The 19118-nt window shown below is 34.4% G+C and carries 20 protein-coding genes; 13 read left to right on the top strand and 7 right to left on the bottom strand.

Annotated features, from left to right (window positions below; genetic code table 11):
* The first annotated feature begins 61 nt into the window (after window positions 1-61).
* Complete coding sequence (locus IQ05_RS00180; protein ID WP_144888916.1) at window positions 62-1696, top strand: ABC-F family ATP-binding cassette domain-containing protein; 1635 nt, start codon at window positions 62-64, stop codon at window positions 1694-1696.
* Window positions 1697-1753: 57 nt separating this feature from the next.
* Here IQ05_RS00180 and IQ05_RS00175 read toward each other — a convergent pair whose 3' ends face one another.
* Together IQ05_RS00175 and IQ05_RS00170 are read right to left on the bottom strand one after the other, a co-directional pair.
* On the bottom strand, window positions 1754-2038 hold the full coding sequence (locus IQ05_RS00175) for a GNAT family N-acetyltransferase (protein ID WP_144888915.1): 285 nt from the start codon (window positions 2036-2038) through the stop codon (window positions 1754-1756).
* 22 nt (window positions 2039-2060) lie between these two features.
* Entirely contained in the window at window positions 2061-2774 is a 714-nt protein-coding gene (locus IQ05_RS00170) for a pirin family protein (protein ID WP_144888914.1), read from the bottom strand.
* Window positions 2775-2888: 114 nt separating this feature from the next.
* Between IQ05_RS00170 and IQ05_RS00165 the strand changes: the two genes are divergently transcribed.
* From IQ05_RS00165 to IQ05_RS00155, 3 genes are read left to right on the top strand one after another with little or no spacing between them, the layout of a single operon-like run.
* Window positions 2889-3557: an alpha/beta hydrolase gene (locus IQ05_RS00165; protein ID WP_144888913.1), complete on the top strand. Its 669-nt coding sequence runs from the start codon at window positions 2889-2891 to the stop codon at window positions 3555-3557.
* 20 nt (window positions 3558-3577) lie between these two features.
* Window positions 3578-3889, top strand: a complete 312-nt coding sequence (locus tag IQ05_RS00160) for a hypothetical protein (RefSeq protein WP_144888912.1) — start codon at window positions 3578-3580, stop codon at window positions 3887-3889.
* Window positions 3889-4197 carry a hypothetical protein gene (locus IQ05_RS00155; protein ID WP_144888911.1) on the top strand — a complete coding sequence of 103 codons (309 nt, stop codon included), beginning with the start codon at window positions 3889-3891 and terminating at the stop codon, window positions 4195-4197. The genes IQ05_RS00160 and IQ05_RS00155 overlap by 1 nt, the downstream gene beginning before the upstream one ends.
* Before the next feature lie 172 nt (window positions 4198-4369).
* Here IQ05_RS00155 and IQ05_RS00150 read toward each other — a convergent pair whose 3' ends face one another.
* Complete coding sequence (locus tag IQ05_RS00150; protein WP_144888910.1) at window positions 4370-5062, bottom strand: TlpA family protein disulfide reductase; 693 nt, start codon at window positions 5060-5062, stop codon at window positions 4370-4372.
* Window positions 5063-5214: 152 nt separating this feature from the next.
* Window positions 5215-5730 (bottom strand): hypothetical protein, encoded by a 516-nt coding sequence (locus IQ05_RS00145; RefSeq protein WP_086453558.1) that lies wholly within the window; start codon window positions 5728-5730, stop codon window positions 5215-5217.
* Between the two features lie 163 nt (window positions 5731-5893).
* On the opposite strand from IQ05_RS00145, the gene rpmH reads away from it, so the two are divergent.
* Both rpmH and carB read left to right on the top strand, forming a co-directional pair.
* Window positions 5894-6055, top strand: coding sequence for a 50S ribosomal protein L34 (rpmH, locus tag IQ05_RS00140; RefSeq protein WP_008464848.1), 162 nt, complete (start codon window positions 5894-5896; stop codon window positions 6053-6055).
* A 151-nt stretch (window positions 6056-6206) separates the two neighbouring features.
* On the top strand, window positions 6207-9059 hold the full coding sequence (gene carB / locus IQ05_RS00135; RefSeq protein ID WP_144888909.1) for a carbamoyl-phosphate synthase large subunit: 2853 nt from the start codon (window positions 6207-6209) through the stop codon (window positions 9057-9059).
* Window positions 9060-9124: 65 nt separating this feature from the next.
* Here carB and IQ05_RS00130 read toward each other — a convergent pair whose 3' ends face one another.
* The 3 genes from IQ05_RS00130 to IQ05_RS00120 form a co-directional block, all read right to left on the bottom strand.
* A complete protein-coding gene (locus IQ05_RS00130) occupies window positions 9125-9733 on the bottom strand; it encodes a YkgJ family cysteine cluster protein (RefSeq protein WP_144888908.1) in 609 nt (202 codons plus the stop codon).
* Between the two features lie 159 nt (window positions 9734-9892).
* On the bottom strand, window positions 9893-11182 hold the full coding sequence (locus tag IQ05_RS00125) for an amidohydrolase family protein (protein WP_144888907.1): 1290 nt from the start codon (window positions 11180-11182) through the stop codon (window positions 9893-9895).
* A 133-nt stretch (window positions 11183-11315) separates the two neighbouring features.
* Complete coding sequence (locus IQ05_RS00120) at window positions 11316-12209, bottom strand: dienelactone hydrolase family protein (protein ID WP_144888906.1); 894 nt, start codon at window positions 12207-12209, stop codon at window positions 11316-11318.
* Between the two features lie 198 nt (window positions 12210-12407).
* Between IQ05_RS00120 and IQ05_RS00115 the strand changes: the two genes are divergently transcribed.
* The 7 genes from IQ05_RS00115 to IQ05_RS00085 all read left to right on the top strand — a co-directional run bounded on the left by IQ05_RS00115 (window position 12408) and on the right by IQ05_RS00085 (window position 19094).
* Window positions 12408-13352 (top strand): ion channel, encoded by a 945-nt coding sequence (locus tag IQ05_RS00115; RefSeq protein ID WP_144888905.1) that lies wholly within the window; start codon window positions 12408-12410, stop codon window positions 13350-13352.
* A gap of 87 nt (window positions 13353-13439) precedes the next feature.
* Window positions 13440-14336: a MerR family transcriptional regulator gene (locus IQ05_RS00110; protein WP_144888904.1), complete on the top strand. Its 897-nt coding sequence runs from the start codon at window positions 13440-13442 to the stop codon at window positions 14334-14336.
* A gap of 36 nt (window positions 14337-14372) precedes the next feature.
* On the top strand, window positions 14373-15848 hold the full coding sequence (locus tag IQ05_RS00105; protein ID WP_144888903.1) for a phytoene desaturase family protein: 1476 nt from the start codon (window positions 14373-14375) through the stop codon (window positions 15846-15848).
* Between the two features lies 1 nt (window position 15849).
* Window positions 15850-16689 (top strand): phytoene/squalene synthase family protein, encoded by an 840-nt coding sequence (locus IQ05_RS00100; RefSeq protein WP_144888902.1) that lies wholly within the window; start codon window positions 15850-15852, stop codon window positions 16687-16689.
* A 44-nt stretch (window positions 16690-16733) separates the two neighbouring features.
* Window positions 16734-17174, top strand: a complete 441-nt coding sequence (locus IQ05_RS00095) for a sterol desaturase family protein (RefSeq protein WP_144888901.1) — start codon at window positions 16734-16736, stop codon at window positions 17172-17174.
* Window positions 17175-17337: 163 nt separating this feature from the next.
* Window positions 17338-17799 (top strand): SRPBCC family protein, encoded by a 462-nt coding sequence (locus tag IQ05_RS00090; RefSeq protein ID WP_086453576.1) that lies wholly within the window; start codon window positions 17338-17340, stop codon window positions 17797-17799.
* Entirely contained in the window at window positions 17799-19094 is a 1296-nt protein-coding gene (locus tag IQ05_RS00085; protein ID WP_144888900.1) for a cryptochrome/photolyase family protein, read from the top strand. Before IQ05_RS00090 ends, IQ05_RS00085 begins: the two co-directional genes overlap by 1 nt.
* Window positions 19095-19118: the final 24 nt, after the last annotated feature.

Here is a 19118-nt window from a genome sequence, read left to right as displayed (position 1 = left end):
AACGGTTTCATAAAATGTTGAATCCTTCACTCTTTTGAACATTAAACTTTAAACTCAAATAATGATTACAGTAAATGATATTTCAGTGCAATTTGGTGGTACAACGCTTTTTAGTGATGTTTCTTTTGCCATAAATGAAAATGATAAAATTGCCTTGATGGGTAAAAATGGCGCGGGTAAATCTACCTTACTTAAAATTATTGCAGGACAAAGTAAACCTTCAACCGGAAATATTTCGGCACCAAAAGATGCAGTAGTAGCTTATTTGCCGCAGCATTTGTTAACAACTGATGGGGCTACTGTTATGGAGGAAGCTTCAAAAGCTTTTGGGGAAATTTTTTCAATGAAAGCTGAGATTGATGAAATCAACGACCAGTTAACCATTCGTACTGATTATGAAAGTGATGCGTACATGAAATTAATCGAAAGAGTTTCAGACTTAAGCGAGAAGTTTTATGCCATTGAAGAAGTGAATTACGAAGCCGAAGTTGAAAAAATATTAACTGGTTTGGGTTTTTTACGTGAGGATTTCACAAGGCAAACATCAGAGTTTTCAGGAGGTTGGAGAATGCGAATTGAGTTAGCTAAAATTCTTTTGAAAAAACCAGACTTGATTTTACTAGATGAGCCTACCAATCATATGGATATTGAGAGTATTCAATGGTTAGAGGATTTTTTGATAAATTCAGCCAAGGCGGTTGTGGTAATTTCACACGATAGAGCGTTTGTAGATAATATTACAAATCGTACTATAGAGGTTACTATGGGTCGTATTTATGATTATAAAGCCAAGTATTCTCATTATTTGGAGCTAAGAAAAGACCGTCGTATGCACCAGCAAAAAGCATACGATGAACAACAACGCATGATTGCTGATAATCGTACTTTTATTGACCGTTTCAAAGGAACGTTCTCTAAAACAGATGCCGTACAATCACGTGTAAAAATGCTCGAAAAATTGGTGATTGTTCAAGTGGATGAGGTAGATACATCGGCTTTAAAGTTAAAATTCCCTCCAGCAGCTCGCTCTGGTCAATATCCCGTTATTGTAAAGGAATTGACCAAATCGTATGGTGATCACGTAGTTTTTAAAGATGCTAGTTTGGTTATTGAAAGAGGTGAAAAAGTAGCTTTTGTAGGTAAAAATGGTGAGGGTAAATCGACTATGATTAAGGCCATTATGAAGGAGATTGGCATTGATGGGGGGAGTTTAGAGATTGGTCATAATGCTCAAATTGGGTATTTTGCTCAAAATCAAGCTTCGTTATTAGATGAAAATGCAACGATATTTGAAACCATAGACGATATTGCCGTAGGTGATGTACGTACTAAAATAAAAGATATTTTGGGCGCCTTTATGTTTCACGGTGACGATGTTACTAAAAAGGTAAAAGTACTTTCAGGTGGTGAAAAAACGCGTCTTGCGATGATTAAATTGTTGCTTGAGCCTGTAAATTTATTAATTCTAGATGAGCCTTCGAATCACTTAGATATGAAAACCAAAGACATTATCAAAGATGCTTTGCGTGATTTTGACGGAACTTTGATTCTAGTGTCACACGATCGTGATTTCTTGGACGGATTAGCAACAAAGGTTTTCGAATTTGGAAACAAACGAGTGGTGGAGCATTTTGAAGATATTACCGGTTTCTTGGCTAATAAGAAAATGGAAAGTATGCGTGAAATTGAAAAATAATTTTTTAGATTAGAAATGATAAAAAAGAGGCTGTATCATAAGATACAGCCTCTTTTTTTATAGTCTTATTCCTGGTGGAAGTAATTCTTTGTAAATTGGATTTTTTTTAAAGAATGCTACAATTCTTGGCAAAATCGGAACTACTTTCCACTTTTTTTCGATAGCATTTTCTAAAATACTTTTTAAAAACTCATTCAAAAAATCTTCATTGTCAAAGCCTTCGGGTGTGTTAATTTTGGTTAGAAAAAGTTTCTTTTCCTGAAAGGAGTATTCCACCGACACGAGTCCTTGCGTTGTAGTAGCCTCATACTGTCTCGAAAATGCATTATCTTTAATTTCCATAAAAAAAGTATTGTAGTTATTGTTACATAGGGATTTCGATCAATAGAATTTTAGCTTTACTTTTAATTTTGATGTCAAATGCAGTCGTCGCGGTTATTCCTATTGCATCTCTTGCAGTCAGAATTTGATTGTTTATTTCAATTTCACCTTCTATTAAAAACAAGTAAACTCCATTGTTTGGAATCTGAATCGAGTAGGTGTAGCTGGTGTTGGCATCAAAAATACCCAAATAAAAAAACGTTTTTTGGTGAACCCAAAGTGCGTTGCCATCGTTGTGGTCTTTTGGTGAAACTACGTTAACGAAAGTGTTTTTATGTTGTTCTAGGTCAAATGATTTTTGGTCGTATCGTGGCGTTACTTCTTCCGTATCCGGAAAAACCCATAATTGTAACGTTTTAGCACGTTCGGTTTTGCTGGCATTCATTTCAGAGTGTTCAACTCCGCTACCAGCACTCATTACTTGTACTTCGCCAAAGCGAATAACACCTTCGTTACCCATACTGTCTTTGTGCATCAAGCCACCTTCGAGGGGAATAGTGATGATTTCCATATTGGCGTGACCGTGCGTGCCAAAACCAGCACCCGCTGCAATCGTGTCGTCATTAAGTACACGTAGCATTCCAAATTGTACACGCTCTGGATTGAAATAGTTGCCAAATGAAAAAGAAAAATTGGCTTGAAGCCAGCCAAAATCTGCAGTACCTCTTGTATTTGCTTTATAAAGTTGCGAAGTCATAATTTATTATTAATATATGATTGTATGTATGTGTATTTTCTAAAAAAAAATTAATTTTAAACAAATTTCGGTATAATAATGCTGAAAGGTGTTATAAATAAGTTAAAAGCAATTATGAGTAAAATACATGTTTATTTTATGCCTGGGTTGGCGGCTAGTACAACTATTTTTGAGCGTATAAAACTTCCTGAGACTGATTTTGAAATGCACTACTTGGAGTGGGAAATTCCATTTGATAATGAGACATTGGTAGCGTATGCCAAGAGAATTGCAGATAAAATAGCCCACAAAAATCCAGTTTTGGTAGGAGTTTCTTTTGGAGGTATTTTAGTTCAGGAAATGGCAAAACATATTGCGGCTAGCAAAGTTATTATTATTTCCAGTGTCAAGAGTAATACTGAGTTTCCAGTGCGATTAAAGTTAGCAAAGTCCACTAAAGCATATAAACTAATACCGATGAACTTGATTTTGAACATAGAAAGTTTAGCTAAATTCTCTTTTGGTGAAAAAGTAAATCAAAGGCTCAAGTTGTATGAGAAATTTTTATCGGTTCGAGATATTCGTTATTTAACCTGGGCGGTAGAGCAAGTTGTGCTTTGGGATAGAGTCACAATCGATGAAAGTGTCATTCACATCCATGGAGATCTAGATGATGTTTTTCCTATAAAAAATATAAAAAAATGTATTGTTGTAAAAGGAGGTACTCACATTATGATTTTAAATAAATACAAATGGTTGAATGAGAAATTACCACTTATAATTACGGATAGTTATGAGCTATAGAGCATTTTAAAAAGACGATAATGCAGAAAAAAATCGCAGAAGGACAATTTGAAGTCATTGAAAGTTTTGCAATAAGACGTAGAAACGAATTTTTTCTAATTGGACAATTAAAAGAAGGAACTATTAAAGAACAATGGTTTATAAATATTCCTTTTAATAGCACGTTAGCAATGACAGTTAGAATTAACTCAATTGAAGATGTTGAAATTTCTAATGAACAGAATAAATACAAATTAATTTGTGTGAAAGGAGACAGCGAAATGTTGGACTTATTGTTGGAGTTAAAAATTGGAAGTGAGTTTTTAGATATTTCTATAGATGGAGAGGATTAATGAAAGCATACTTATACATAGACAACGACAAAATTGGAGAAGTTTATTTTACAATTATAGATGAGAATATGGGTGTTATTAGTGGAGATTTAATTGCGAACGAAATTTATAAAAAATATCAACGAACAATTCAACAAAATTTTGAATCACAGGGCATCTCTAATATTGATAATTTTAATTTTAGAATTTTACTTGAAGACAATACTGAACTAAAACAACAAGGAGGTATTGGCGTGACAGACTCAAAAGACTTTGACGAAATAAATGTCGAATGTATCGGTTTAGACTTGACATTATTTGAAAATTAACCGCCGAAAAAACGCTCTATAACATCCACTTCAGCGTATTTGGAGCAATTGGCTTAATGGGAAAATGGTTTTGTATTTGGAATGATTTGGCAAATCCGAAAATAGGGCTTAATTTAGTCCCAAACCCGCTGTAGTGCCAGAACGGTGTGAAACATTTTGAGTAACAGCCAACTTAAAATTTTCTGGTGGTTGTGTTTAAACTTAATTTGGTGTTAGTAGTGTTAATCATGTCATCAAAAAGAGAGTAACTCATAGCGAATGCTGCGTCCTTAGAAATTTTTATTTTATTTTGATTTTTAATGCGATTGATGGTTACAACATTTTTATTTTCGTCTATGTAATATACGGTAGGCATTCCTAAAGTGTGTTTTAAGGTGGCTACTATTTTAAAATCATTTTGATAAGCCTCATTAGCATAGCAAATTTTTATTTTAGAATTAAATTGATTTGCTGTTTTCTTTAAATTTTTCTTTTTGTCCCAAAAGACTATGACTATTTGTAAATTATTACCATATTTATTAGCTAGTGTATTTAAAGCTGGAGCATCTCCTTTGTTGCGCACGCACCAGCTGGCATAAGTTACTAATAAAATGGGTTTGTTTATTTTGTGAAGTATTACTTTTTTTGAATGATATCCTTTTATGGTAAAATCATCAAATAGAGTACCATTTAGTTTATGTTGGACTAAAGAGTCAAATAAACGCTTGCCCTCTGTGAAGTCTTTATTTTCAAAAGCAATTGCACTTGCTGATCGATAAGGTTTAATATTGCGTTTTACAGCATCAGAAAAATAGACAATACTATCTTGTGCATAGTTGCCTGTGGTAAAGAGGAAAAATAACAGTAAGTATAATTTTCTCCACATATATTTTAATTATTGTTTAAAAGTATGTTAATAACTTTATTGATTGTAAAAAAATCGTTCAATTGCCAAAAAAATCGATAAACTGTAATATGTATAAAAAAACCACTTACAAAATTGTAAGTGGTTCATAATTAATTTATTAAAAAAAAGAGTTACATCTTTTTCATTTGCTCTTTCATCATTACAATTTGCTCCTTCAGCATGTTCTGTTTGTCTAACTTTTTAGCTTCGTTCAATAATGTGGTTGCTTCCAGCTTACGACGTCTCGTCATGGCTACTCCAGCCAGATTCAATTTGGCTACAGCCAAATCCATATCCATTGATAAACCAAGTTCAATTGCTTTTTTGAAATATTTCTCAGCTTGATTGATATTGGTTTGAGAAAGCATAATTCCGTGTAGGTAATTGAAATATCCTTGTTGTTTTTGTACCAATGCTGTTTCTGGATTTTTAATGTATGCTAACCATTTTTTAGCGCCCTCAAAGTCTTGTTTTCTTAATTTTAGAAATGCTAAAAGGATAAATTCATTTTTAAAGTATAAAAATACGGGGATAACACTGATTAGTAAAAGAAAAATTCCGTTACCAATATTACTCTCTGTGAATTGCCAAATGCCAGTAGCTACGATAAGTCCGGCAATAATAAGTTTGATATTTCTGTGAAACATAGTATGTTTAATTTAAGATTACAAATATAGTAAAATGAATTGAAAATAATTTTGCAAAACTACTTGTGAGGAAAAAAAGTCTTTGTATATTTGCACTCGGTTTTCGAATAAACAATTATTCAAATTAGTAGACATATAAATAAGATTTTAAAGATACAAAGCAATGAGCAAAAGAACATTTCAACCATCGAAAAGAAAAAGAAGAAATAAGCACGGATTTATGGACAGAATGGCTTCTGCTAATGGAAGAAAAGTTCTTGCGCGTAGAAGAGCTAAAGGAAGACATAAATTGACTGTTTCTAGTGAACCAAGACACAAAAAATAATGTTTTTATAAACATAATTAAGGCGTTACTTTTTTTAGTATCGCCTTTTTTTATACCTAGTCGTTAAAAAAGGACAGGTTATTTTAAACTTAAGTGTCTATTTTTGATACTTTTAATAATTATAAACAACAACTACACAACACTACATAAAATGCCAAAAGATACATCTATAAAATCCGTTTTGATAATAGGTTCTGGTCCTATTGTTATTGGTCAAGCTTGTGAATTTGATTATGCAGGTTCACAATCGGCACGTTCTATTCGTGAAGAAGGAATTGAGGTCATCTTAATCAACTCTAATCCGGCTACAATTATGACTGATCCCTCAATGGCTGATCATGTTTATTTGAAGCCTTTGACCACAAAGTCAATCATTGAAATTTTAAAAGCACATCCTCAAATTGATGCGGTTTTACCAACGATGGGAGGACAAACGGCTTTGAATTTATGTCTTGAAGCAGAAGAAAAGGGAATTTGGAAAGATTTTGATGTAAAATTAATTGGTGTAGATGTTAATGCCATTAATATTACTGAGGATAGAGAGCAGTTCAAACAATTGCTTAAAAAAATAAATGTACCATCGGCACCTGCTGAAATATGTACGTCCTACTTAAGAGGAAAAGAAATTGCACAAGAATTTGGTTTTCCATTGGTAATTCGTCCTTCGTTTACACTAGGGGGAACAGGAGCGGCTATTGTGTACAAAAAAGAAGATTTTGATGAGCTTTTAACTAGAGGTTTAGAAGCATCTCCAATACACGAAGTTTTGATTGACAAAGCTTTGATGGGTTGGAAAGAATATGAATTGGAACTTTTGAGAGACAAAAATGATAATGTCGTTATCATTTGTTCTATTGAAAATATGGACCCGATGGGGATTCACACCGGAGATTCCATTACAGTTGCGCCAGCGATGACTTTATCAGATACAACGTTTCAAAAAATGCGTGATTATGCTATTTTGATGATGCGTAGCATAGGGAACTTTGCGGGTGGATGTAACGTACAATTTGCTGTTTCGCCAGATGAAAAAGAGGATATTGTAGCTATCGAGATCAATCCTCGTGTATCTCGTTCTTCTGCTTTGGCATCAAAAGCAACTGGTTATCCTATTGCAAAAATTGCCTCTAAACTGGCGTTGGGTTACAACTTAGATGAATTGCAAAATCAAATTACTAAATCAACTTCGGCTTTGTTTGAGCCAACTTTGGATTATGTAATTGTAAAAATACCACGTTGGAACTTTGATAAGTTTGAAGGAGCTGACAGAACGTTGGGACTTCAAATGAAATCTGTAGGTGAGGTGATGGGAATTGGGCGTTCGTTTCAAGAAGCGCTTCATAAAGCCACACAATCATTAGAAATCAAAAGAAATGGTTTAGGGGCTGACGGAAAAGGGTATACCAACTACGAACAAATTATTGAGAAACTAACTTTTGCAAGTTGGGATCGTGTGTTTGTGATTTATGATGCTATTGCCATGGGAATTCCTTTGAGCCGCATTCATGAAATTACTAAAATTGACATGTGGTTCTTGAAGCAATATGAAGAACTTTACACTTTAGAAAAAGAGATTTCTACTTTTAAAGTTGAAACGTTGCCAAGAGAATTATTGCTTGAAGCCAAACAAAAAGGGTTTGCTGACAGACAAATTGCGCATATGGTAGGTTGTTTAGAAAGCCAAGTTCATGATTTGCGTACCGCTAAAAATATCAACCGTGTATTTAAACTGGTAGATACTTGTGCTGCAGAGTTCAAAGCAAAAACACCGTATTATTATTCGACTTTTGAAGCTGAAATTGAAAAAGCAGATGGTACGCGTTACGTAGACAATGAAAGTATTGTTACCGATAAAAAGAAAATTATTGTTTTGGGTTCAGGGCCAAATCGAATTGGGCAAGGTATAGAATTTGATTACTCTTGCGTGCACGGAGTACTTGCTGCTAAAGAGTGCGGTTACGAAACCATCATGATCAACTGTAATCCCGAAACGGTTTCGACTGACTTTGATACTGCTGATAAATTGTATTTCGAGCCTGTTTTTTGGGAGCATATTTATGATATTATTCAACACGAAAAACCAGAAGGAGTTATTGTTCAGCTAGGGGGTCAAACGGCTTTGAAATTAGCTGAAAAACTATCTAAGTACGGAATCAAAATCATAGGAACTAGTTTTGATGCACTGGATTTAGCCGAAGATAGAGGACGTTTTTCTGAACTTTTAACAGAACTAGCGATTCCGTTTCCACAATTTGGAATTGCAGAAACTGCTGATGAAGCTGCTGCTCTAGCAGATACGTTAGACTTCCCATTATTGATTCGTCCTTCTTATGTTTTAGGAGGTCAAGGAATGAAAATTGTGATCAACAAGCAAGAACTTGAGGAACACGTAATTAATTTATTGAAAACCATTCCAGGGAATAAATTACTTTTAGATCATTATTTAGATGGTGCGATTGAAGCTGAAGCAGATGCTATTTGCGACGGTGAAAATGTATACATCATAGGGATTATGGAGCATATTGAGCCTTGTGGTGTGCACTCAGGTGACAGTAATGCTACTTTGCCGCCATTCAACTTAGGTGAATTTGTGATGCAACAAATAAAAGATCATACTCAAAAAATTGCATTGGCACTTAAAACCGTTGGATTAATCAATATTCAGTTTGCGATAAAAAATGATATTGTGTACATCATAGAAGCAAATCCAAGAGCCTCTCGTACTGTGCCATTTATTGCAAAAGCCTATGGAGAACCGTATGTGAACTATGCAACAAAAGTTATGTTAGGTCATAGTAAAGTAACTGATTTTGATTTCAATCCGCAGTTGAAAGGATTTGCCATAAAGCAGCCCGTGTTTTCTTTTAGTAAGTTCCACAATGTAAACAAAGCTTTAGGACCCGAAATGAAATCAACAGGGGAAAGCATTTTGTTTATTGATGACTTGAAAGACGATCAATTTTATGAATTGTACTCCAGAAGAAAAATGTATTTGAGTAAATAATACTCAAAATATTGATAATGAAAAAGCCCCAACTGGGGCTTTTTTTGTGGGACTGTGTTTTTGGATTAAGCAATATTTGCCAAATCTGTTGGAAAAGGGCGATAGGCATAATAGTGTAGCACCTCTTCAATGGCTGTGCTTAATGCTTTATTGATAGGCATCATAGTAGTTCCTAAACGTGAATCTATCTGAGAAAGTTGCATATAATAATCTGTAAAAACAGGAATGTAAAGCCCTTTACTTATAGCTTCTTCAGTAGTTTTGTAGTGCTCGTTTTGTCCTTCTTTTATGATTTTACAAGTAGCTAATCGTAGCTGACCGTATTTGTCTCTCGTGGCTGCATATCCAAAAAGTCTACAGATTAAACCGCGGTATCGGTAATTGCTGCAACGCCCCATAGCTCGATCTACCAAAGTTAAAGGTTGATACAAGTAACAAAAAGTGCTGGATTTATGTTGTAACGTATCCAGCGTTTGTTCGGCTTCTCCATTCATAAATAAATGCAGTGCCCAAGGCAAAAACTCTAATGGCGACGCTTCTATCTCAGGAGTACTGCAACATGCACCACAACCGCTACAACAGTTTAATTGTGATTGGGCCTGAAAGACTATAATTTCCTTTTCAAGACGGTCAAATAATGCTTCTACCAATTGAACCTTATGTGCTATAGCCATGAGTTTCTTGGTAAGGTAGGCTATTAAAAACCAGTAGAGTCACAATTGGGATTTACTTGTGAGTTGTTATATAATGGGTTCTAGCTGTACTAATTTTTGTTTGGCTTGCTGTTTATTTTTTTGGTAAGCGTAGCAAAGTATTATGAAACACACAATTTTTTAATTCTTAGAATTTGATTCTAATTTCTTCAATAGTTCTGATTTAAAATATACCTTGCCTTCAATAATTGTGATTGCAACTGTTTTTATGTTTGTAATATCTTGTAATGGATTTTTATCTAGAATTATTAGATCAGCAGATTTGCCTGGTTCGATTGTTCCCCAATTTTTGGTTTCACCAAAGAAGGATGCAGGTGTTGAAGTGGCCGATCTTAAAATAGTAAAGGTATCAATACCAGCATTTGACCAATTTACCATTTCATCGTGCATATTAAATCCGTTCATTTGAAAGCTCCCTGCAGGGTCACTACCTAGTAACAAAAGGCATTTGTTGTCATTGAGTTGCTTTAGAATTCTTTGCTTGTATTGAAATTGAGGTTTGTATTCTTCTGCAGCTTGTATGATTTGGTCATTTCCTTTTACAGTTACGTAGTCGTTTAATTCCTTTTCCCATTTTTCGAGATACGTTTTAGGTGCATTAAAATAAACCAGTCTATTTTTATAGTCATTCGGATAACTAAGTTTTGCTGACATAATATCCCAATCTAGGGTAGGGCAGTTGTAAACGCTAAATTTTTTGGTTAATAGAATAGCATTTGCAAGAGCACTTGGGTCATTAATTTTTTCGTAGCCAGCAAGATGTTCAATGCTTTTGTAGCCGGATTGCAGTACTTTTTCAAGTGCAACTTCCTTTGGATAGTGTCCACAAACGATAACAGAATTTTTATTGGCCGATTTCATCAAGTTGTCAAAAACTTCTTCATTAGCTATGCTAAGAACTTTTATGAAATTAAGATTATTCTTTTTTATTGCAACCATCAAGCTGTCAAATTGCGGTTCTGTATACTTATCCTCACGGGTTATAATATGACTGTAATGTATTTTAGGACTTACTATCTTTGAATTGGTTTCAATTTTATTTTTTAGTAGGAATTGTGGTGTTTTAGTATTCATAATTCTAATGTGAGTTACTCCTGCGGCAATATTTTCCAAAAGATAATTCTCTACATCCTTTTCTGTAGGGACATGGCTGTGCATTTCAGCTAAGCCTGGCATCAAGAACTTGTTGTAACCCTCAATTACTTCAAGGTTTGATTTTTTTGACATTTTATTGTAATCATCAATCTTTACAATTTTGCCATTTTCAATTAAAACGCTTTTTCTTTCAGTAACATTTGGACTGGTCATTGTTATTATGTTAATGTCTTTTATGATCAATCCTTTGGATTCTTGCGTCATTCCATTAATACTCCATAAAACAGCAAAGAGAGATAGTATTTTTAGTTTCATTTTTGATTTAATTCTTTTTATTTATTTGGAATTCAAGTTATTGATACGTTCAGTATAATATTTTAAGCACTTATCTTTATAGACCAAAACAAAAATTCCCAAAGATAATTTGGGAATTTTATCTTGTATGTCATTATTTCTTCTTTAATTCTTTCTTGAAAAAATCAATGGTTCTGGTCCAAGATAAAGTAGCGGCTTTTTCATCGTATCTTGGTGTGGTATTGTTGTGAAAACCATGGTTAACACCATCGTAAAAATAGGCTACATGTTGTACGTTGTTCTTTTTTAAGATGGTTTCATAAGCAGGCCAACCTTCGTTCACACGGGTATCTAAGCCAGCGTATTGGGCTAGGATAGGAGTTTTAATCATTTCGGCTTCAGCAGCTGTGGGTTGCCCTCCATAATAGGGCACTGCCGCGCCAAGTTCTGGTATTTTTACGGCCATCATATTCGCAATCCAACCTCCAAAACAAAAACCAACAACTCCTACATGTCCGTTGCAATCTTTGTGCGATTTTAAAAAATGGTAAGCAGCAATAAAGTCTTCAAGCATTTCTTCGCGCGTACGTTTCTTTTGAAGCTCTCTTCCCGCATCATCAGTACCAGGGTAACCACCTAATGGGGATAAAGCATCTGGCGCTAGCGTAATAAATCCTTCAACTGCTCCTCTACGGCCTACATCTTCAATGTACGGATTAAGACCTCGGTTTTCGTGAACTACAATAATTCCAGGTAGTTTCTTTTTGGTTCCTGTGGGTTGGGATAAAAGTCCTTTTATTGGCCCACCGCCTTTGTCCGAATTGTAAGTAATAAATCCCGATTTTATTCTGGGGTCTTCGGGTTGTATCAAAATAGAATCTACATAATTAGGTGACATGAAGCTCAATAATGAAGGAAGCGTTAAGGTACCAACAGCAAATAAAGATAGTTTTTCTACAAATCCGCGACGGTCAATTTTGTTGTGTGCATAATCGTCATACAAGTCAAATACTTCTTGACTGATATCTTCTTTGGTTATTTTTTTCATAGTTTCTTTTTAGTTGGTACTAATTTATAAAAAAAGTGGGAACGAATTACTTTTAAAAATGGTAGTTTATCATGAGATTGACAACGTTTTATAGTATGTGTTAACGTACTTGTTTTTATATTTATATTTTTGTTGTTTCAATCAAGCATTTAAGGAGGCCATTCTAATGGTGTTTTTGTCATTTTATAACTAAAAGCTATGAATCCAAAAGGGGAATCACAACAAAATACGGGTTTTGGTACGAATGCCAATAATTACGGTGGCCGTTTTATCAACAAGGATGGAAGTGCCAATGTTGAAAAAAGAGGAATGTTTATCTTAAATAGAATCAGTTGGTACCACACCATGATTGATATGCCACGTTGGCGGTTTCTTTCTATACTTTTATTGTTCTATATTGCAATGAATCTTATTTTTGCGCTTTTGTATTACGCTACAGGAATTGAACACTTAAATGGGATAGATGCTGGGGGTTCTGATTGGGGAAAATTTGGTCAAGCCTATTTTTTTAGTGCGCAAACCTTTACTACTGTGGGTTATGGTCACATCAGTCCAGATGGTTTTTTAAGTAGTTTATTAGCTGCAGCCGAGGCATTGATTGGTTTACTGAGCTTTGCAATTGCTACAGGTTTATTTTTTGGAAGATTTAGTAAGCCCACCGCTTTTCTTAAGTTTTCTCATAATGCTATCATTGCACCGTATAAAGAAGGTACGGGTTTGATGATGCGAGTAACCCCTTTTAAAAACACCAATCTTACTGATGCTTTTGCTAAGGTCACCATTAGAATGAGCATAAAAGAAAATGGGGTTTATATCAATAAATTTTTTGCATTAGACCTAGAATTAGAAAGAATAAATGTACTCACTTTAAGCTGGACACTCGTTCATCCTATTACAGAGAGCAGTCCACTATATGGATTTACCGAAGAGGATTTCAAATCTACCAACGGAGAAATTATTGTATTCTTAACCGCCTTTGACGATATGTTTAGCAATACAGTTGCCACAAGAACATCATATACATTTAACGAATTAATTTATGGTGCTAAGTTTGAACCTATGTACACTAGAAACGAAGATAATTCTAAGACAATTCTGCATTTAGACCTTTTGAATACAATAAAACGGGTGAGTTTGAAGTAAATACAACTGTTTTTACTTGTTTTGGTATATTTAGTACCATTTATAATAAAATTTATTTTACATTTGTTCAATAAATATTGAAAAACGATGAACAATGTAAAAAATGTATTCAGTATCAAGGATCTTGAAAACCTTTCGGGGATCAAAGCTCACACGATACGAATTTGGGAGAAACGTTACGATATTCTTCAGCCCATGCGTACAGATACTAACATTCGTTTGTATGATTTGGCTAGTTTACAAAAACTTTTAAACATAACCTTGCTCCATGATTATGGATACAAGATATCAAAAATTGCAACCTATCCTCAGGAAAAAATTCCTTCGCTTGTACGTGAAATAATTTCGAGTAAAACTGCAAAAAGTCACGCCATCAGTGAGTTTAAGATGGCTATGATGAACTTTGATCAAGAGTTGTTTTTTAACACATACAATTGGTTAATAGCTGAGAAATCATTTAAAGAGATTTTTCATCAAGTTTTTATTCCATTGATGAATGAATTAGGACTTTTGTGGCAATCCGATACCATTACACCTGCTCACGAGCATTTTATTAGTTATTTAATCAAACAAAAATTACTAATTAATACAGAGAAACTTCAAGTTTTGAAGCAAACCAAGAATGATAAAGTTTTTGTTTTGTCTTTACCTATGAACGAGATTCATGAACTAGGTTTGATGTACTTAAACTATGAAGTGTTATTACACGGATACAAAACGATTTATCTGGGTGAAAGTATGCCTATTGAAAACCTAAAAGACTTAAAAAAACACTTTAACTCTATTGTATATGTGTCTTACATGACGGTTCAGCCAGAACGAGATATTCTGGATAATTATATTCAGAAGATGTCAGAAGAATTATTAGATGACAACACAGAATTATGGTATATTGGTCGCATGGTTGAGTTTATAAAAAAGGACGAACTTCCAGAGAAAATAACAATTTTTAATTCTATTTCAGAATTAGTCGATTGGATTTAATATTTTGTTTAAACAATTTGTATATTTGCTAGACAAATGAAAGGTATAAAAAAAATTACTATAATAGGATCAGGCTTCTCTGCTTTGGCTGCTGCTTCCTATTTAGCTCAAAGTGGCCATGATGTAACCGTTTATGAAAAAAACGATTCTTTAGGTGGTAGAGCAAGACAACTCAAAATAGACGGTTTTACGTTTGATATGGGGCCTAGTTGGTACTGGATGCCAGATGTTTTTGAGCGATTTTTTGCTGATTTTGGTAAAAAAACTACTGATTATTATGAGTTGATTAAACTAGCACCAGCCTACAGAGTGTACTACGGAATCAATGATTTTATTACTATTGCTGATAATTTAGATGAAATTGTTGCTACTTTTGAGTCCATCGAAAATGGTAGTGGTGCAAAGCTGCAAAAATTTATGGCTCGTGCCAAAAGCAACTATGATATCGCTATAAAAGATTTAGTCTATCGTCCAGGAGTTTCGGCTTTAGAATTAATTACCACCGAAACGGCATTAAAAGTAGGAGAATTTTTTAGTAACATCAGTAGAGATGTACGCAAGCAATTTAAAAATGAACGATTAATTCAGATTTTAGAGTTTCCTGTTTTATTCCTTGGTGCAAAACCATCGGATACGCCTTCTTTTTACAGTTTCATGAACTTTGCTGATTTCGGATTGGGAACTTGGCATCCAAAAACAGGAATGTTTGATGTGGTGAGAGCCATGGTAAATCTTGCAAAAGAACAAGGAGTACAATTTGTAACCAATGCGGGAGTTGACAAAATAATTGTTGAAAATGGAACTGCAGTTGCCCTTCAAATAAACGGAGAGCGCATAGCATCTGATTTAATTTTGAGTGGTGCTGATTACCACCACACAGAAACATTATTAGATCAAAAATACCGAGCGTATTCAGAGAAATATTGGGACAGTAAAGTTTTTGCTCCATCATCATTATTGTTTTATGTAGGATTTAATAAAAAATTAGAAAACATAGTACACCATGCTTTGTTTTTTGATGTTGATTTTTATCAGCATGCTAAGGATATTTATGATGAACCTCAATGGCCGAAAGAGCCTTTGTTTTATGCAAATTTCCCATCGGTAACAGATGCAACTGCTGCACCTGAAGGTATGGAGTCTGGATTTTTTCTTGTACCTTTAGCACCAGGGATAAATGATACTGAGGCGTTAAGAGAAGAATATTTTGAAATAATCATCAAGCGTTTTGAAACCCTAACACAGCAAAATGTTAGAGAAAGTATTATTTTTAAAGAGTCTTTTTGTAAAAATGATTTTGTTTCAGAGTATAATTCATACAAAGGAAATGCGTACGGCATGGCAAATACGCTCTTGCAAACAGCGTTTTTGAGACCGAAGTTGAAAAGTAAAAAGGTTAAAAATTTATATTTTACAGGCCAGTTGACCGTTCCTGGACCAGGTGTTCCGCCCGCATTAATTTCTGGAAAATTAGTGTCGGAATTAATTAATAAGCAATTTTCAGAACAATAGTATGAAGCAATTATTTGACGACGTATCTTTCAAATGTAGCAAGTTAGTTACCAAAAATTATAGCACCTCGTTCTCACTAGCGGTGTACATGCTGTCACCAAGCATTAGGGACGCCATTTATAGCATTTATGGTTTTGTGCGTTTTGCAGATGAAATTGTAGATACCTTTCATGGTTTTGACAAGGAAAGTTTGATCACAGAGTTTGAAGACGAATACTATAAAGCCTTTGATCGTGGTATAAGTCTGAATCCCATCTTGAATTCATTTCAACAAACCGTAAAGCAATATAATATTACTGACGATTTAATTCAGGCCTTTTTACGTAGCATGAAATTAGACTTAATCAAATCTGATTATGATAGTAAAGAAGAATATGATGCTTATATATACGGATCAGCAGATGTAGTAGGACTGATGTGCCTCAAAGTGTTTGTAGCCGGAGATAACGAGCGTTATGATCAACTTAAGGATGAAGCCATGAGATTAGGATCGGCTTTCCAAAAAGTGAATTTCTTACGAGACTTAAAAGATGATAATTTGGTATTGAACCGAAATTATTTTCCAGGAGTAGACCTAAATTCATTTGACGAAAAGTCAAAAACAGCCATCATTACTGAAATCGAAGAAGATTTTAAAGTGGCTTACGAAGGGATTGTGAAATTGCCAATCGAAGCTAAGTTTGGTGTTTACACCGCATTTGTTTACTACAAAAAATTATTAAAAAAACTTGAAAATACGCCGTATCACGAAATCGGTAGCGCTCGTATTAGGGTTTCTAACTACACCAAAGCAGGTTTACTAGCCAAATCTTTTCTGTCTTATAAATTAAAACTAGTATAATTTTCAGCATTAATAAAAATTGTTACACTTAAATACATAATAAAATGATATTTTTTTTGATTTTTCTTGGTACTTTTTTAACCATGGAGGGAATTACTTGGTGTACCCATAAGTATGTAATGCACGGTTCCATGTGGTATTTTCATGCAGATCATCATCAGCCAAAATACGCAAACATCTTTGAGAGAAACGACATCTTTTTTGTGATTTTTGCAGCGCCAAGCATTGCTCTTTTTTATTACGGAGTTGAAGGCGGTTTGAATTATAGATTTTTCATAGGTCTAGGAATTATGTTTTATGGTTTGTGTTATTTCTTAATACATGATGTCCTTATTCATCAGCGTTTTAAGTGGTTCAAACACACAAACAACAAGTATTTAATAGGCTTGCGTAAAGCACACAAAGTACACCACAAGCATTTAGGTAAAGAACATGGAGAGTGTTTTGGGATGCTTTTTGTACCCTTCAAATACTACAAAATTTAATGAAAATCGTTGGGGCGTGACCTCGCTTCCACTAGCGTTACAGCCGGGTCGGGCTATCCGTTCCCGCTTTTTTTTGGCTTGACAAAAAAAGTCAACCCAAAAAAAGAGCTCCACTACTATCCCTCACGCGCACAAAAACACCAATTTCTTTTACAAAGCCATTATGAAAATATACAAACAAGAAACCGTTCAGCATGTCAATGCATCTGTTGCTGAATGTTGGACTTTTTTTTCGAACCCAAAAAACCTTCAAAAAATTACACCCGAAGGAATGGGTTTTCAAATCACTGATTTTGATCAAAAATCAATGTATCCCGGACAAGTTATACAATATAGAGTGACACCCCTTTTTGGAATCACCTTATCTTGGATGACGATTATTACTCAAGTTAAAGAAAACAGCTATTTCATAGACGAACAGCGTTTTGGACCTTACAGCTTTTGGCACCACAAACATTTCTTTGAAGAAACCCCAACAGGAACAAAAATGACTGATGTGGTGCATTATGGCTTGCCATTAGGTATTTTAGGTCGCATCATGAACGCATTAGTAGTGAAAAATAAATTAAAATCAATTTTTGAATACCGTGTAACAAAGGTTGATGAAATTTTTAATTCAAAATAATGAGCAAGCAACAAGTATCTCTCTTTTGGTTTAGACGGGATTTAAGACTAGACGATAACGCAGGTTTATTTCAGGCCTTACAGTCAAGCAAAGTTGTAATTCCGTTGTTTATTTTTGATGATGCCATACTGGATAAACTGCCAGTAAATGATGCAAGGGTCAACTTTATACATCAATCATTAAGTACCGTTCAGGATGCATTAGCGCAAATAGGGAGTTCACTTCTTGTAAAAAAAGGACAAACTCATGTCGTTTGGAAATCGCTATTAGAAGAATACGATATTCAAAATGTTTTTTATAACAAAGATTATGAGCCGTATGCACTAGAGCGTGATGCTGCCATTTGTGAGTTGCTGGAACAAAGTAATGTAAAAGTACAAGCTTTTAAAGACCAAGTAATTTTCGAAGAAAAAGAAATTACAAAAGCTGATGGGTTGACATATACTGTATATACACCCTTTAAAAACAAATGGTTAGAAAAATACAAAACGATGGCACCCGTTGTGGAGTATGACACGGAATCATTATATGCTAATTTTCACAAGAATTCCTATGCAATGCCTACACTGGAAGAAATAGGTTTTGAAAAAAGCGTGATCACAGTTAAGCCTCACAATCTCAAGTTTATATCAAATTATCAAGATACAAGAGATTTTCCAGCTATGGATAAAACATCTTATTTGTCTCCTCATTTGCGTTTCGGGACCGTTAGTGTGCGTAAATTAGTCAATTGGGCTTTTCATAAAAATGATGTTTTTTTAAGCGAATTAATATGGAGAGAATTCTTTATGCAAATTCTTTTCAATTTTCCCAAGATAGCGAATCGTAATTTCAAGTCAGCGTACGATGGTATTGAATGGCGCAATGACGAAGCTGATTTTAAGCGTTGGTGCGAAGGAAAAACAGGTTATCCTATGGTTGATGCAGGGATGCGTCAGCTTAATGAGACCGGCTACATGCACAATAGAGTCCGTATGGTTGTAGCTAGTTTTTTATGCAAACATTTATTAATTGAATGGCAATGGGGCGAAGCCTATTTTGCACAAAAATTATTGGATTATGACATGTCTGCAAATGTAGGTAACTGGCAATGGGCAGCAGGAACTGGTTGTGATGCAGCGCCATATTTTAGAGTTTTTAATCCAGATATTCAACAAAAAAAGTTTGATGAAAAAGGATCTTACATTAGAAAATGGATTAAAGAATTTGATTTAGGATACGGAAAACCTATGGTAGAGCACGCTATGGCTAGAGATAGAGCTATTGCTACGTATAAAGCAGGAATTTTAAAATAGTTTACATTTCTCAATACATGTTTA

The sequence above is a fragment of the Flavobacterium tiangeerense genome, assembly GCF_007830355.1.
Lineage (GTDB): Bacteria > Bacteroidota > Bacteroidia > Flavobacteriales > Flavobacteriaceae > Flavobacterium > Flavobacterium tiangeerense.
The sequence above is the reverse complement of the archived record's forward strand: the minus strand, read 5'-3'. Positions and strand labels throughout refer to the sequence as shown.

Excerpts from the sequence above, each read along its gene's own strand:
- IQ05_RS00095 (WP_144888901.1), top strand. The coding sequence starts at position 16,734 with ATGATATTTTTTTTGATTTTTCTTGGTACTTTTTTAACCATGGAGGGA.
- IQ05_RS00110 (WP_144888904.1), top strand. The coding sequence starts at position 13,440 with ATGAACAATGTAAAAAATGTATTCAGTATCAAGGATCTTGAAAACCTT.
- IQ05_RS00130 (WP_144888908.1), bottom strand. The coding sequence starts at position 9,733 with ATGGCTATAGCACATAAGGTTCAATTGGTAGAAGCATTATTTGACCGT.
- carB (WP_144888909.1), top strand. The coding sequence starts at position 6,207 with ATGCCAAAAGATACATCTATAAAATCCGTTTTGATAATAGGTTCTGGT.
- IQ05_RS00120 (WP_144888906.1), bottom strand. The coding sequence starts at position 12,209 with ATGAAAAAAATAACCAAAGAAGATATCAGTCAAGAAGTATTTGACTTG.
- IQ05_RS00150 (WP_144888910.1), bottom strand. The coding sequence starts at position 5,062 with ATGTGGAGAAAATTATACTTACTGTTATTTTTCCTCTTTACCACAGGC.
- rpmH (WP_008464848.1), top strand. The coding sequence starts at position 5,894 with ATGAGCAAAAGAACATTTCAACCATCGAAAAGAAAAAGAAGAAATAAG.
- IQ05_RS00100 (WP_144888902.1), top strand. The coding sequence starts at position 15,850 with ATGAAGCAATTATTTGACGACGTATCTTTCAAATGTAGCAAGTTAGTT.
- IQ05_RS00155 (WP_144888911.1), top strand. The coding sequence starts at position 3,889 with ATGAAAGCATACTTATACATAGACAACGACAAAATTGGAGAAGTTTAT.
- IQ05_RS00170 (WP_144888914.1), bottom strand. The coding sequence starts at position 2,774 with ATGACTTCGCAACTTTATAAAGCAAATACAAGAGGTACTGCAGATTTT.
- IQ05_RS00085 (WP_144888900.1), top strand. The coding sequence starts at position 17,799 with ATGAGCAAGCAACAAGTATCTCTCTTTTGGTTTAGACGGGATTTAAGA.
- IQ05_RS00125 (WP_144888907.1), bottom strand. The coding sequence starts at position 11,182 with ATGAAACTAAAAATACTATCTCTCTTTGCTGTTTTATGGAGTATTAAT.
- IQ05_RS00175 (WP_144888915.1), bottom strand. The coding sequence starts at position 2,038 with ATGGAAATTAAAGATAATGCATTTTCGAGACAGTATGAGGCTACTACA.
- IQ05_RS00105 (WP_144888903.1), top strand. The coding sequence starts at position 14,373 with ATGAAAGGTATAAAAAAAATTACTATAATAGGATCAGGCTTCTCTGCT.
- IQ05_RS00115 (WP_144888905.1), top strand. The coding sequence starts at position 12,408 with ATGAATCCAAAAGGGGAATCACAACAAAATACGGGTTTTGGTACGAAT.
- IQ05_RS00165 (WP_144888913.1), top strand. The coding sequence starts at position 2,889 with ATGAGTAAAATACATGTTTATTTTATGCCTGGGTTGGCGGCTAGTACA.
- IQ05_RS00180 (WP_144888916.1), top strand. The coding sequence starts at position 62 with ATGATTACAGTAAATGATATTTCAGTGCAATTTGGTGGTACAACGCTT.
- IQ05_RS00145 (WP_086453558.1), bottom strand. The coding sequence starts at position 5,730 with ATGTTTCACAGAAATATCAAACTTATTATTGCCGGACTTATCGTAGCT.
- IQ05_RS00160 (WP_144888912.1), top strand. The coding sequence starts at position 3,578 with ATGCAGAAAAAAATCGCAGAAGGACAATTTGAAGTCATTGAAAGTTTT.
- IQ05_RS00090 (WP_086453576.1), top strand. The coding sequence starts at position 17,338 with ATGAAAATATACAAACAAGAAACCGTTCAGCATGTCAATGCATCTGTT.